This window comes from Bradyrhizobium sp. HKCCYLS3077 (assembly GCF_051167555.1).
Taxonomy (GTDB): Bacteria; Pseudomonadota; Alphaproteobacteria; order Rhizobiales; family Xanthobacteraceae; genus Bradyrhizobium.
The window spans coordinates 284270-296604 of the sequence record NZ_JBNPTH010000006.1; the positions used below are offsets into that span (position 1 = coordinate 284270).

The 12335-nt window shown below is 64.5% G+C and carries 14 protein-coding genes; 10 read left to right on the top strand and 4 right to left on the bottom strand.

Going from position 1 to position 12335, the window contains the following annotated elements; all coding sequences use genetic code 11:
- The first annotated feature begins 149 nt into the window (after positions 1–149).
- Both ACQR0Z_RS24665 and cynS read left to right on the top strand, forming a co-directional pair.
- Positions 150–1052 (top strand): ABC transporter ATP-binding protein, encoded by a 903-nt coding sequence (locus ACQR0Z_RS24665; RefSeq protein ID WP_434920365.1) that lies wholly within the window; start codon positions 150–152, stop codon positions 1050–1052.
- 46 nt (positions 1053–1098) lie between these two features.
- The gene (gene cynS / locus ACQR0Z_RS24670; RefSeq protein ID WP_006614502.1) at positions 1099–1587 is read left to right on the top strand and encodes a cyanase; all 489 of its coding nucleotides are present in this window, start codon (positions 1099–1101) and stop codon (positions 1585–1587) included.
- A 73-nt stretch (positions 1588–1660) separates the two neighbouring features.
- Here cynS and ACQR0Z_RS24675 read toward each other — a convergent pair whose 3' ends face one another.
- Positions 1661–1978 (bottom strand): DUF1476 domain-containing protein, encoded by a 318-nt coding sequence (locus ACQR0Z_RS24675; RefSeq protein WP_434858444.1) that lies wholly within the window; start codon positions 1976–1978, stop codon positions 1661–1663.
- Positions 1979–2287: 309 nt separating this feature from the next.
- On the opposite strand from ACQR0Z_RS24675, the gene purC reads away from it, so the two are divergent.
- The 6 genes from purC to ACQR0Z_RS24705 all read left to right on the top strand — a co-directional run bounded on the left by purC (position 2288) and on the right by ACQR0Z_RS24705 (position 6719).
- On the top strand, positions 2288–3055 hold the full coding sequence (gene purC, locus ACQR0Z_RS24680; RefSeq protein ID WP_016843454.1) for a phosphoribosylaminoimidazolesuccinocarboxamide synthase: 768 nt from the start codon (positions 2288–2290) through the stop codon (positions 3053–3055).
- Between the two features lie 13 nt (positions 3056–3068).
- Positions 3069–3311: a phosphoribosylformylglycinamidine synthase subunit PurS gene (purS, locus tag ACQR0Z_RS24685; RefSeq protein ID WP_434858445.1), complete on the top strand. Its 243-nt coding sequence runs from the start codon at positions 3069–3071 to the stop codon at positions 3309–3311.
- A gap of 12 nt (positions 3312–3323) precedes the next feature.
- On the top strand, positions 3324–3557 hold the full coding sequence (locus tag ACQR0Z_RS24690; RefSeq protein ID WP_434858446.1) for a hypothetical protein: 234 nt from the start codon (positions 3324–3326) through the stop codon (positions 3555–3557).
- Positions 3554–4255, top strand: a complete 702-nt coding sequence (purQ, locus tag ACQR0Z_RS24695) for a phosphoribosylformylglycinamidine synthase subunit PurQ (RefSeq protein WP_434875417.1) — start codon at positions 3554–3556, stop codon at positions 4253–4255. Before ACQR0Z_RS24690 ends, purQ begins: the two co-directional genes overlap by 4 nt.
- Positions 4256–4449: 194 nt before the next feature.
- Positions 4450–5733 carry a DUF1236 domain-containing protein gene (locus ACQR0Z_RS24700; protein WP_434920537.1) on the top strand — a complete coding sequence of 428 codons (1284 nt, stop codon included), beginning with the start codon at positions 4450–4452 and terminating at the stop codon, positions 5731–5733.
- Between the two features lie 248 nt (positions 5734–5981).
- The gene (locus tag ACQR0Z_RS24705) at positions 5982–6719 is read left to right on the top strand and encodes a tetratricopeptide repeat protein (RefSeq protein ID WP_434875418.1); all 738 of its coding nucleotides are present in this window, start codon (positions 5982–5984) and stop codon (positions 6717–6719) included.
- Between the two features lie 247 nt (positions 6720–6966).
- Here ACQR0Z_RS24705 and ACQR0Z_RS24710 read toward each other — a convergent pair whose 3' ends face one another.
- On the bottom strand, positions 6967–7449 hold the full coding sequence (locus tag ACQR0Z_RS24710; protein WP_434920366.1) for a PaaI family thioesterase: 483 nt from the start codon (positions 7447–7449) through the stop codon (positions 6967–6969).
- A gap of 197 nt (positions 7450–7646) precedes the next feature.
- On the opposite strand from ACQR0Z_RS24710, the gene purL reads away from it, so the two are divergent.
- Complete coding sequence (gene purL / locus ACQR0Z_RS24715; RefSeq protein WP_434920367.1) at positions 7647–9854, top strand: phosphoribosylformylglycinamidine synthase subunit PurL; 2208 nt, start codon at positions 7647–7649, stop codon at positions 9852–9854.
- A 167-nt stretch (positions 9855–10021) separates the two neighbouring features.
- Here purL and ACQR0Z_RS24720 read toward each other — a convergent pair whose 3' ends face one another.
- Positions 10022–11218 (bottom strand): acyltransferase family protein, encoded by a 1197-nt coding sequence (locus tag ACQR0Z_RS24720; protein WP_434920368.1) that lies wholly within the window; start codon positions 11216–11218, stop codon positions 10022–10024.
- Positions 11219–11643: 425 nt separating this feature from the next.
- On the opposite strand from ACQR0Z_RS24720, the gene ACQR0Z_RS24725 reads away from it, so the two are divergent.
- The gene (locus tag ACQR0Z_RS24725; protein WP_315719343.1) at positions 11644–11817 is read left to right on the top strand and encodes a DUF1328 domain-containing protein; all 174 of its coding nucleotides are present in this window, start codon (positions 11644–11646) and stop codon (positions 11815–11817) included.
- 75 nt (positions 11818–11892) lie between these two features.
- Here the strand turns inward: ACQR0Z_RS24725 and ACQR0Z_RS24730 are convergent, their stop codons facing one another.
- Positions 11893–12255, bottom strand: a complete 363-nt coding sequence (locus ACQR0Z_RS24730; RefSeq protein ID WP_434920369.1) for a DUF427 domain-containing protein — start codon at positions 12253–12255, stop codon at positions 11893–11895.
- Positions 12256–12335: the final 80 nt, after the last annotated feature.

Below are 12335 nucleotides of genomic sequence, written 5' to 3' on the forward strand. Positions count from 1 at the left end.
GGGCAAGCTGCTGCAACGGGCGCGACTCTGTTCCCCTCCCCCTTGCGGGGAGGGGTTAGGGGTGGGGGTGCCACAAGCGAGAGTCTTTGTGGAGGACCCCCCTCCCTGACCCTCCCCCACAAGGGGGGAGGGAACGGAGAGACCGCGTCATGAGCGACAAATTCATCTCCATCGAAGGCATTGCCAAGCGTTATGACGGCGCGCGGAGCACGACGATCTTCGAGAACCTCTGGCTCGGCATGACCAGGGGCGAGTTCGTCTGCGTGATCGGGCATTCCGGCTGCGGCAAGACGACGGTGCTCAACATCCTGGCCGGGCTCGACGCGCCGAGCGAGGGCGTGGTCGTCGTCGACGGCCAGGCCATCGAAGGGCCGAGCCTCGACCGTGCCGTGATCTTCCAGAGCCATGCGTTGCTGCCGTGGCGGACGGTGCTCGGCAACGTCGCCTATGCGGTCTCGTCGAAATGGCGCAAATGGGATCGCGCCAAGGTCAAGGCGCATGCGCTGAAATATATCGAGCTGGTCGGCCTCGCCGGTTCCGAGCACAAGCGTCCCTCGGAGCTGTCCGGCGGCATGAAGCAGCGCGTCGGCATCGCGCGGGCGCTGTCGATTACGCCGAAGATCATGCTGATGGACGAGCCGTTCTCGGCGCTCGATGCGCTGACCCGCGGTACTTTGCAGGACGAGGTCCGGCGCATCTGCGTCGAGACCGGGCAGACCGTGTTCATGATTACCCACGACGTCGACGAGGCGATCTACCTTGCCGACAAGATCGTGCTGATGACCAACGGCCCCGGCGCGGTGCTGGCCGAGATCGTCGAGAACCCGCTGCCGAAGGACCGGCTGCGCGGCGACCTGCACCGCCATCCGCTGTACTATTCGCTGCGCAACCACATCATCGATTTCCTGGTCAGCCGCAGCAAGACCTTCACCGCCGAGACGCCGGACCATGATCCGCGCAAGGTGCCGGTGGTGAAGATCGGCCGCACCGAGCCGACGATCGTCGCGTCCAAGCCGGCCGACAGCGACGCGCCGCAGGCGGCGGCGCGCTGACGCTCAGAAGAAACCCTCAACGAAGGCCCATCAAGGGAGACCAAGCATGAAGCGATCCGACCTCACCGAGAAGCTGCTCGACATCAAGCGCGAGAAGGGCTGGAGCTGGAAATACATCTGCGAGAAGATCGGCGGCTATTCCGAGGTGCTGATCGTCGGCGCCATTCTCGGCCAGATGAAGCTGACCAAGCCGCAGGCGGCCAATGCCGGCGAGCTGTTTGGCCTCTCGAAGTCCGAGATTTCGATGCTGAACGAGACGCCGATGCGCGGCGAGGGCGTGCAGATGCCGCCGACCGATCCGCTGATCTACCGCTTCTACGAGCTGGTGATGATCAACGGCCCGGCCTGGAAGGAGCTGATCCAGGAGGAGTTCGGCGACGGCATCATGTCGGCGATCGACTTCGACATGGTGATGGAGCGCCTGCCCAATCCGAAGGGTGACCGCGTCAAGATCTCGATGTCGGGCAAGTTCCTGCCGTACAAGTATTACGGCGCGAGCGGCAACGTGCCGGAGTATGGATTTAAAGAAGAATAGGTGAGCAGGGAGTGGCGAGTAGCGAATAGGAAAGGATTCCCTACTCGCTATTCGCCCACTCGCTATTCGCGCGTTACTGCCCGGCCTTGATCTGCGCGACCGCGGTGGCCAGCAGCTCGCTCATCTTGGCCCGGATCTCGGCCTCGGTGACGCCCTTGGCCGAGAGATCGCCCAGCACCTTGCGCACGACATCAGCGTCGCCGGCTTCCTCGAAGTCGGCCGCAATGACGTCCTTGGCATAGGCGTCGGCGTCAGCGCCGGACTTGCCGAGCTTTTCGGCGGCCCACAGGCCGAGGAGCTTGTTGCGGCGGGCTTCCGCCTTGAATTTCAATTCCTCGTCATGAGCGAACTGCTTCTCGAACGCGTCCTCGCGCTTGTCGAACGTGGTCATAGCCGGAACTTCCAGTGTTGCCGAAAAGGGTTAACCGCGCAGGCGGTTGCGGGGCGGTGGCCGCATGCCTAAATAATTGGAACACAACGCCAATACAACGGGCACGAGGCCGCAGGAAGGCCGGTAAAACTGAGGTCCGGGAGTCCGGATCGATTGTGCTCGGGACCCCAATGGGATAGGTTCAATTTGGCCCGGTTCTTGTTCTGTTTCCGTCCGATCCGGGCCTCGCGGCAGCTCCGTCGTGGTCCTGTCCAAAATCATCCGGAGCCCACCAATTTCATGGATTTCAACAAAACACGGTACATCCCAATGAGCCGTCGGCGTCGCATTTATGAAGGCAAGGCCAAGGTCCTTTACGAAGGTCCCGAGCCGGGCACCCTGATCCAGCACTTCAAGGACGACGCCACCGCCTTCAATGCCAAGAAACACCAGGTGATCGAAGGCAAGGGCGTCCTCAACAACCGGATCTCGGAGTACCTGTTTCAGCACCTCAACGACATCGGGGTGCCGACCCACTTCATCCGCCGTCTCAACATGCGCGAGCAGTTGATTCGCGAGGTCGAGATCGTTCCGCTCGAGGTCGTGGTGCGCAACGTGGCGGCGGGCTCGCTGTCGCAGCGCCTCGGCATCGAGGAGGGCACCCAGCTGCCGCGTTCGATCATCGAATTCTATTACAAGAACGACCAGCTCAACGACCCCATGGTGTCGGAAGAGCACATCACTGCGTTCGGCTGGGCGACGCCCCAGGAGATCGACGACATCATGGCGCTCGCCATCCGCGTCAACGACTTCCTGACCGGTCTCTTCCTCGGCATCGGCATCCGCCTCGTCGACTTCAAGATGGAATGCGGCCGGCTGTTCGAGAACGAGATGATGCGGATCATCGTCGCCGACGAGATTTCCCCCGATTCGTGCCGGTTGTGGGACATCAAGTCGAACGAGAAGCTCGACAAGGACCGCTTCCGTCGTGATCTTGGCGGCCTTCTGGAGGCCTATACCGAGGTCGCCAAGCGGCTCGGCATCCTCATCGAGAACGAGCGTCCGGCGGGCTCCGGCCCGGTCCTGGTCAAGAGCTAAAGGGAATCAAGACGTGAAAGCGCGTGTCACGGTGACACTGAAAACCGGCATCCTCGATCCGCAGGGCAAGGCGATCGAGGGCGCCCTCAAATCGCTCGGCGTCGACGGTGTCGCCAGCGTGCGCCAGGGCAAGGTGTTCGACATCGAGCTCGCCGGCGCCGACAAGGCCAAGGCGGAGGCGGCGTTGAAGGCCGCCGCCGACAAGCTGCTCGCCAACACGGTGATCGAGAATTATGCCATCGAGATGAAGGGCTGACGGGGCTTGGCCATGGCTGAGGTGACGAACGAGCTGATCTTCGGGATTCTCAAGCAAATCCAACAGCGGCTTGATCGCGCGGATCATCGGTTCGACGAGATGCGAGCCGATCTGACTGCTCTCCGGTCTTACCAATTGTCGATGATGCAGGATCTCCAAAACGCATATGCGGTACTCGGTCGCCTCGACGAAAGGTTTGACCGTATGGAGCGACGCCTCGAACTCAGTGAAGCTCCTTCGCTATGAAATCCGCCATACTCGTCTTCCCCGGCATCAACCGCGAACGCGACATGGCGCGGGCGCTGCGCATGATCTCCGGCCATGAGCCGGCGATGGTCTGGCACGCCGAGACGTCGCTGCCGAAGGGGACCGATCTTGTCGTCGTCCCCGGCGGCTTCTCCTATGGTGATTATCTGCGCTGTGGTGCGATCGCGGCCCGCGCCCCGGTGATGGACGCCGTGCGCGATCACGCCGCCAAGGGTGGCCTCGTGCTCGGCGTCTGCAACGGCTTCCAGATCCTGTGCGAATCCGGCCTGCTGCCGGGCGTGCTGATGCGCAACGACCGGCTGAAGTTTATCTGCAAGGACGTGCATCTGCGCGTCGAGCGCTCGGATTCGCCGTTCACCCGCGGCTACAATGCCGGCCAGGTCATCCGCGTGCCGGTCGCCCATGGCGAGGGCAACTACGCGGCCGACGAGGAAACGTTGAAGCGGCTCAATGGCGACGGGCGCGTGCTCTATCGCTATTGCTCGGCCGATGGCGAGGTCGGCGACCTCAGCAACATCAACGGCGCGGCGCATTCCATCGCCGGGATCGTCAACGAGAACGGGAATGTGCTCGGCATGATGCCGCATCCCGAGAATCACGTCGAGGACATCATGGGCTGCACCGACGGCCGCGGCCTGTTCGCCGGCCTCGTCGCCCATCTCGACCGGGCGGCCTGATCCGTTCATCGAATTCGTTCCGCTGTTTTTTCTGCAGCCGTCCGGCAACGCCGGGCGGCTGTTTGCGTTGTCCGCCCGCGACTGGGGCAGGGAACCAAGGAGGTTCTCACATGACGACGAAACACTGGCTGGGAACGGCCGCGATCATCCTGGCAATCGGCACGGCATCAGGTGCTGCATCGGCGCAGGGCGAGATGAAGCGTGAGGGCGGCGCAGCGGCCCCGACGGCGCGCGAGGCGACACGGCCCGCAGCCGAGGCCAAGGGAGAGGTGAAGGGCGGCGCCGCGGCGGCGGAGCGCGCCGGGTCCGAGGCAAAGCAGAGCACGCAGGAGCAGCGCCGTAGCGAGCCCGCAACCGGTGGGCGCGAGCAGGCGCAGGAGCGCGCGGCTGAGCGGCCGGCGCATGACGCCAAGCAGAGCGCCGAGAGCAAGGGCGGTGCGGCCGCTGAGCGCGGCCGCGATGCTAAGGAGAGCGCCGAGACCAAGTCGGCCACCGACAGCAAGCAGGCCGACAAGCAGTCGGACAGCAAGTCCAAGACCGAGTCGAGCAAGACCGAGGCGAGCAAGGCCGAGTCCAAGCAACAGCAGGACCGTGCCGCCGAATCCAAGTCGGGCGCGACGGATCGAAAGTCCGACCGCGAGGCCGATCGCAATGATCGCAACGGCCCTGACAAGGACAAGACCAAGCAGAGCCAGGACGAGCGCAAGTCCGGCACCTCCGACAAGGCGGCTGACAAGGCTGGCGACAAGGACAACGATCGCAACAAGCAGGCCAACCAGCCGACCGCTACGGACAGCAAGAACTCGACCGCGCAGCAAAACCCGCAGACCTCGCCCGCCGGCGCCGGCCAGCAGACCGGGCAGGCCAACACCCAGACCCAGCCGAACGGCACCCGCGCCAATGCGCAGGTCCAGGTCAACGAGCAGCAGAAGACCCGCGTGGTCGATCAGCTCAAGCGTGATCGCGACTTCGACCGCGCGCGAACCGACATCAACATCAATGTCAGCATCGGTGAGCGCCTGCCGGAGCGGGTGCGGCCGCGTCCGCTGCCGTCGGATATCGTGACCATCGTGCCGGAATATCGCGGCTACGAGTACACGATCGTGCGTGACGAGATCGCCATCGTCGATCCGCGCAGCCGCGAGATCGTCGACGTCATCCCGCAGAACGGCATGCGTGCCGATCGCGGTTACGACCGCGGCGGTTACGGCGTGAGCTCGACCCGGATCGTGCTGTCGGACGATCAGCGCCAGATCCTGCGCCGCGCCGCGACCGAGACGGGCACCGTGGGCTCGACGACCTCGTCCTCGTCAACCTCGTCCGGCTCGAGCTGCCTGAGCCTGCGCCGCGTGCCCGAAGAGCTGGCGCGCGCCAATCCAGAGCTTGCCAACTACCAGTATCTCGCGATCGGCGAGCAGGTGGTTCTAATCGATCCGCGCGACCAGAAGGTGGTGCAGGTCATCGACCAGCAGCAGTAAGGCCGCAGCCATCGGTTTGGCGAAGCGAGGGCGGGAGCGTGGCACGCTTCCGCCCTTTGCGTGTGTGCGCCCAGGATCAGCAGTGCGCAGGCCGAACGTGACGGTGCCCTCGCTTGAACCCGCCGTGGCGTGATTGCGTCAAACGCCCATGGGCAGTCCTGCTGCAACAGCGCAGGATTGTCGGGCCCATCGGAGCGCGCTATCAACGAAGCGTGTACCGTTGCGGCTGTGGGACTGGGGGATTTGCCGTGCCTATCGCGCTTGTCGTTCTGCTGCTCGACATCTCGCTGATCTATCATGCGTCGCGGACGGGACGCCTGCAGCCCTGGGCGTTCATCATCCTGATGGTGCCGATGATCGGTGCGCTGGCCTACATCGTGGTCGAGCTGGTGCCGGAATGGCTCGGCAGCCACGACGTCCAGAAGGCGCGCAAGCGCGTCGCCAACAAGCTCGATCCCGAGAAGTACTATCGCGAGTTGTCGGACCGCGTTGGGATCACCGACACGATCGCCAACCGCGCCGCGCTCGCTGAGGAATGCGTCGTCATCGGTCGTTATGACGAGGCCGAGCGGCACTACGACCATATCCTCAGCCTGCCGATGGGCCATGAGCCGGTCTTCGCGCTCGGCAAGGCCAAGGCGCAGTTCGCGCGGCGGCGCCCCGCGGACGCGCTAGCCACGCTCGACGAGTTGCAGAAGACGTGGCCGGACTACAACTCCACCGAGGCGCATCTGCTGTATGCGCGGGCGCTCCAGGATGCCGGCCGGACCGATGAGGCGCTCGAGGAATACCAGGCGCTCCTGGACTACGCGCCCAGCAGCGAGGTGAAGGCGCGCTACGGATCGCTACTCAAATCAGTCGGTCGCGTCGACGAGGCCAAGGTCGTGTTCACCGAGCTCCTGATCCAGATGAAGCGCTCGCCGCGCCACGTCCGGAAAGCGCAGGCCGAGTGGATCGCCGTCGCCGAGAAGCAGATCGCTGGGTAGGCTGGAGAGGCGGCGACCCTCGCTCTCTCCACACGTCATTCCGGGGCGCGCGTAGCGCGAGCCCGGAATCCATACTCACGAACGGGTATGTGTCGCGAGCTGCGCGCGGCGACGATCTTCGTCCCGGCCACCGATTGGGGGGATGGATTCCGGGCTCATTCGCGCTGCTTCAAAATGGCTTTGCCATTTTGCGCGCGAATGCCCCGGAATGACGGTGAGAGTTGAACATGATCGCTCTTGACCCGCGCTACGGCGAGCTCGCGGTCTCCGGCGTCCGCCGCTTCACCCGCTTGATCGTCCCGGAAAACGAGAACAGCGGCTTGGTGCCGGAATGCAGCATGCCGCGCAGGAAGATCAGCGAGGCGCCGGCGCGGGTGACCTCGCCGGTGGCTTCGATCAATTCGCCCTCGCGCGCGGCATCGAGGAATTCTGACGAGAAAGACACCGTCACGCCCGGGCCCTGCAGGATCGGGGCTGCGAAGGCGAACAGGCAGTAGTCGGCGAAGGTCATCAGGCAGCCGCCATGGACGTTGCCGGCGCCGTTGAGGTGCTTCTTCTCGACCCGGAAGGCGCAGCGGATCGAACCGTCCTCCTCCATCCGGTGCCAGAACGGGCCGGTGTGGGATTCGTAGCTGTCGCGCATCCAGGTGCGCCAGCCGGCGAACTCTCCATCGGTGGCGATGTGGATGCCGGGGCGGTTCTCGAAGGCGGAACGGGACAGATCGTGCACGTGACGGGGCCTTTAACTGTTGATTGACCGTCTTAAATCCGATCAATCGCTAATCTGCAAATATCCCGCCACACGGTCCGGGCCAAAGCTCTGGACAGGGCGGGAGAGGGCCGTAAAAGGCCTTTTCGCATCAGGCCCGGCTTTCTATGAAGCAGGGTTTAAGGGACCAGCGGCCCACGGGGCAAAGGCATTTCTCCATGCGCAATGAACCGCAGATCACCCCCGAGCTCGTCGCCGCCCACGGCCTGAAGCCCGACGAGTATGAGCGCATCCTGAAGCTGATCGGCCGCGAGCCGACCTTCACCGAGCTCGGCATCTTCTCGGCGATGTGGAACGAGCATTGCTCGTACAAATCGTCGCGCATCCATCTCAAGGGTCTGCCCACCAAGGCGCCCTGGGTGATCCAGGGCCCGGGCGAGAACGCCGGCGTCATCGACATCGGGGATGGCCAGGCCGTCGTGTTCAAGATGGAGAGCCACAACCACCCGAGCTATATCGAGCCGTACCAGGGTGCCACCACGGGTGTGGGCGGCATCCTTCGCGACGTCTTCACCATGGGCGCTCGCCCGATCGCCTGCCTGAATGCGCTGTCGTTCGGCGCCCCGGAGCATCCCAAGACCAGGCATCTCGTGTCCGGTGTCGTCGCCGGCATCGGCGGCTATGGCAACTCCTTCGGCGTGCCGACCGTTGGCGGCCAGACCCGCTTCCATACCCGCTATGACGGCAACATCCTGGTCAACGCCATGGCGGTGGGCCTCGCCGACGCCGACAAGATCTTCTATGCGGCCGCCTCCGGCGTGAACATGCCGATCGTCTATCTCGGCTCCAAAACGGGGCGCGACGGCATCCACGGCGCCTCAATGGCCTCGGCCGAGTTCGACGACTCCTCCGAGGAGAAGCGCCCGACGGTGCAGGTCGGCGACCCCTTCGCCGAGAAGCTGCTGCTGGAGGCGTGCCTGGAGATCATGGCCGCCGACTGCGTGATCGCGATCCAGGACATGGGCGCGGCGGGCCTGACCTGCTCGGCGGTCGAGATGGGCGCCAAGGGCGACCTCGGCGTCGATCTCGATCTGGACTCGGTGCCGACCCGCGAGACCGGCATGAGCGCCTACGAGATGATGCTCTCGGAAAGCCAGGAGCGCATGCTCATGGTGCTCAAGCCCGAGAAGGAAAAGGAAGCCGAGGCGATCTTCCGCAAATGGGGCCTGGATTTCGCGGTGGTCGGCTACACCACGCCGAGCAAGCGTTTCGTCGTGAAGCATGGCGGCGACGTCATGGCCGACCTGCCGATCAAGGAGCTCGGCGACGAGGCGCCGCTCTATGACCGTCCGCATGTCGCATCGCCCGCGCTGCCGGTGATCCACGCCCGCGAGGTCAAAGCGCCGATGGACGTGATTCCGGCGCTGGAGAAGCTGATCGCGACGCCCGACCTGTGCTCGAAGCGTTGGATCTGGGAGCAGTACGACCACGTCATTCTCGGCAACACCGTGCAGCGCCCCGGCGGCGATGCCGCCGTGGTGCGCGTGCAGGACGGGCCGAAGGGCCTCGCGCTCACCGTCGACGTCACGCCGCGCTATTGCGAGGCGGACCCGTTCGAGGGCGGCAAGCAGGCGGTGGCGGAAGCCTGGCGCAACATCACCGCCGTCGGCGGCCGGCCGCTCGCCATCACCGACAATCTCAACTTCGGCAATCCGGAGCGGCCCGAGATCATGGGCCAGTTCGTCGGCTGCCTGAAGGGCATCTCGGAGGCCTGCCGCGCGCTCGACTTCCCGGTCGTGTCCGGCAACGTCTCGCTCTACAACGAGACCAACGGAAGGGCGATCCTGCCGACGCCTTCGATCGGCGGCGTCGGCCTGCTCGACGATTTCACCAAGTCGGCCAGCATTGCCTTCAAGGCCGAGGGCGAGGCGATCCTGCTGATCGGCGACACCCACGGCTGGCTGGGCCAGTCGGTGTATCTGCGGGACATCTGCGGCCGCGAGGAGGGCGCTCCGCCGCCGGTCGATCTCGCCGCCGAAAAGCGCATCGGGGACGTCGTGCGCGGCATGATCCATGCGGGCACGGCGACGGCGGCACATGACCTATCCGACGGCGGTCTGCTGGTCGCGCTGGCAGAGATGGCGATGGCCTCCGGCATCGGCGCGCGGCTTTTGGCTTCACCTGCCTCCATCGTGCCGCATGCCTATTGGTTCGGCGAGGATCAGGCGCGCTACCTGGTGACGGTGCCGGAGACCGAGGCCGGCCGCGTGTTGGCCAAGATGCGCGGCGCCAACGTGCCGTGCACGCGGATCGGCACGACGGGCGGCACGGCGCTGGCGATTGCCGGCGAGGCGTCGGTCGAGGTCGCCGCGCTCAAGACCAGGTTCGAAAGCTGGCTGCCTGGCTACATGGGCGGCGCCGCCTAAACCTCCATTGTCGTCCCGGACAAGCTACGGCGGCGCATCGCGCCGTTGTAGCGCTGATCCGGGACCTATACTCCGTGTACGGAGTAGTCGGGCGGGCCCGCGCCAGGCAACAAGGTCCTGTGGTTGTTGGTCCCTCCGCTCGCAATGACGGAGGAGTCGGACGTGTCTTACAATACGTTCTTCGCCCCCGGAATCTGCCGCAGCACCCAGGTCGCGCCCCAGCTCAGCAGCACGCTGCCGACGAACGCGATCGTCGCCTTGGCGATCGCCGGCCCATTGAGGTCGAACAGCCAGTACTGCAGCCACAGCACGATCGGATAATGGACCAGGAACATGCCGTAGGCATCGGCCTGCAGGCGATCGAGTACGGAGAATTCCGAGCGGCGGTGATTCAGGAAGTAGGACAGGATCGCGAACAGGATCGCGGCGCTGAAGATCACGAAGAACACGCCGTAGGCCGCCTCGTACCAGTGCGGCAGCACCGGCGGATTGTCCAGCACCTGGCGCTTGATCGTGATCAGCACCCACAGCAAGGCATAAGGCACCACGGTGACCACGATCCAGGCGCCGAGCCCGCGTTGCGACATCTGTCCTTCCGCAGCCAGCAGGCCACGCTCGAAATTGGCCGAGCCGATGCCGGCGCCGATGTAGAAATAGGCGGCGTAGAGCAGCACGCGGCTGGCCTGGACCGAGAAGGGGCCCGCCTCGAACCAGTGGGTCGGCCCGAAATACAGCCGTGACGGGATGTAGAGGACGCCGGTGATCAGCAGGAAGATGAAGAAGAAATCGCGCGGATGTTCGAAGGCGCGCTGCGACAGCCGGTTGATCGGCTCGAGCAGGCGCGGCGAGACGCGATACAGCAGGGCCGCCGAGGTATCGAACGCGAGCAGCACCCAGATGAACCAGATCGGACCGCTCGGCCAGGGGCCGACGGTGACGGTCTTCCACCAGAAGGCGGAGAAGGTGGCTTCGGGATTGGCGCGCAGTTCGATCGCATAGTAGGCGAGCGGAATGAGTGTCAGCGCAGCGACGACGAAGGGCAGGCCGAGCCGAAGCAGCCGGTCGCGCAGGAATTGCAACGTCGTCTTGTGGGCGAGGCCGGACCACACGAACAGGCCCGACAGGAAGAAGAACATGGCCATGAAGAAGCTGTCGGTGGCCAGCACGATACAGTCGAAGCCGAGGAAGGAGGTCGGGTCGGTGTGCCCGAAATAGGTGTAGGGAATCACGGCATGATGCAGCAGCACGATCAGCGTGAGAAAGGTGCGCGCATGATCGAGCGCAGCATTGCGTGCCCGCGCCTTCGGGCGAGCCTGCAGTTCGACCTTGGCGGCCGCCGCCGATTGTGTAACCGATGTGACCATATGCCCCCCAGCGCCGCTGCTGTTGCCGTGCTCTTGCCGCCCCTGTGAGGCCGGCACCCCCAACTCGGGTGCATGCAAACCTCGATCCAGGACGCGCGAGCTGAAATGAATGCGCTCGTGTGACTTTGGCGCCATTGTCCGCCGCAGCCTTCGCTGCAACTCAGCGGATGACGTTGCCCGAATACCAGATGTTGTCGTCGACGCTGCAAATCAGCAAGCGCTGCGGCCCGCAAGCGGGTTTCGCACACACTCGGCAAAAATCTGCAGCCATCTTCACTACGAATCGCAGCAACTCAAGTTACGCGGAGGGGCGCGGGGAGTTGCGGAATTTCACGGCGGCGGCGCGGTGGCTCAAGGAACCGGTTCCGGATCGCGTGGTTAGTGAGCCGACGCGCCTGCGCGGCGCTGTACCGGAGGACTATACCGTGACTCTTCTGAAATGGGCGCTGCTGTTTTTCCTGATCTCCGTGGTTGCCGGTATTCTCGGCTTCACCGGGATCTCGGCCGCCTCCGCCGACATCGCGCGGATCCTGTTCTACATCTTCCTGGTGATCTTCCTCGTGCTTCTGATTCTCGGGCTGACGATCTTCAGGGTGTAGCGGGGCAAACCTTCATCCCAGCCAAACGATCGCCGCGCGTGGCAGCCTGCGCCAGCCCCGCGGCGGTCTCCAGCTTCAATCCGCGATTTCCTCGATCCTGACCTTGTCTGGATAGAACGCCAGGTGGCCTGCAATCTCGGTCATCGCCGGAAAAGGCGCTTCGTAGCTCCAGATCGCATTGTCCAGCGTCTTGCCGTTCGCCTTGATGCTGAAGTAGCTAGCGTCGCCTTTGTAGGGGCAATGGGTGACCCGCTCGGTCTTATGCAGAGCGGCCATGTCGGCGTCCGCCCGCGGCACGTATTGGACGGCGGGATAGCTCGCTTCCTTCAGCGTCAGAGCGCGATTGGTATCCGCGATCACGACGCCGTCGGCGAGCACCCGCACGCGCCGGGGGTTCGCAGTAATGGTGATCGGATGATCCGGCCCTGGAAGCTTCATATCCTGCCCTCGTGATCCCGCTTCCGGGGTGCGTCACCCGGTCCCGCTTTATCCCTGTTTCCCGGTATATAATGGCTCGA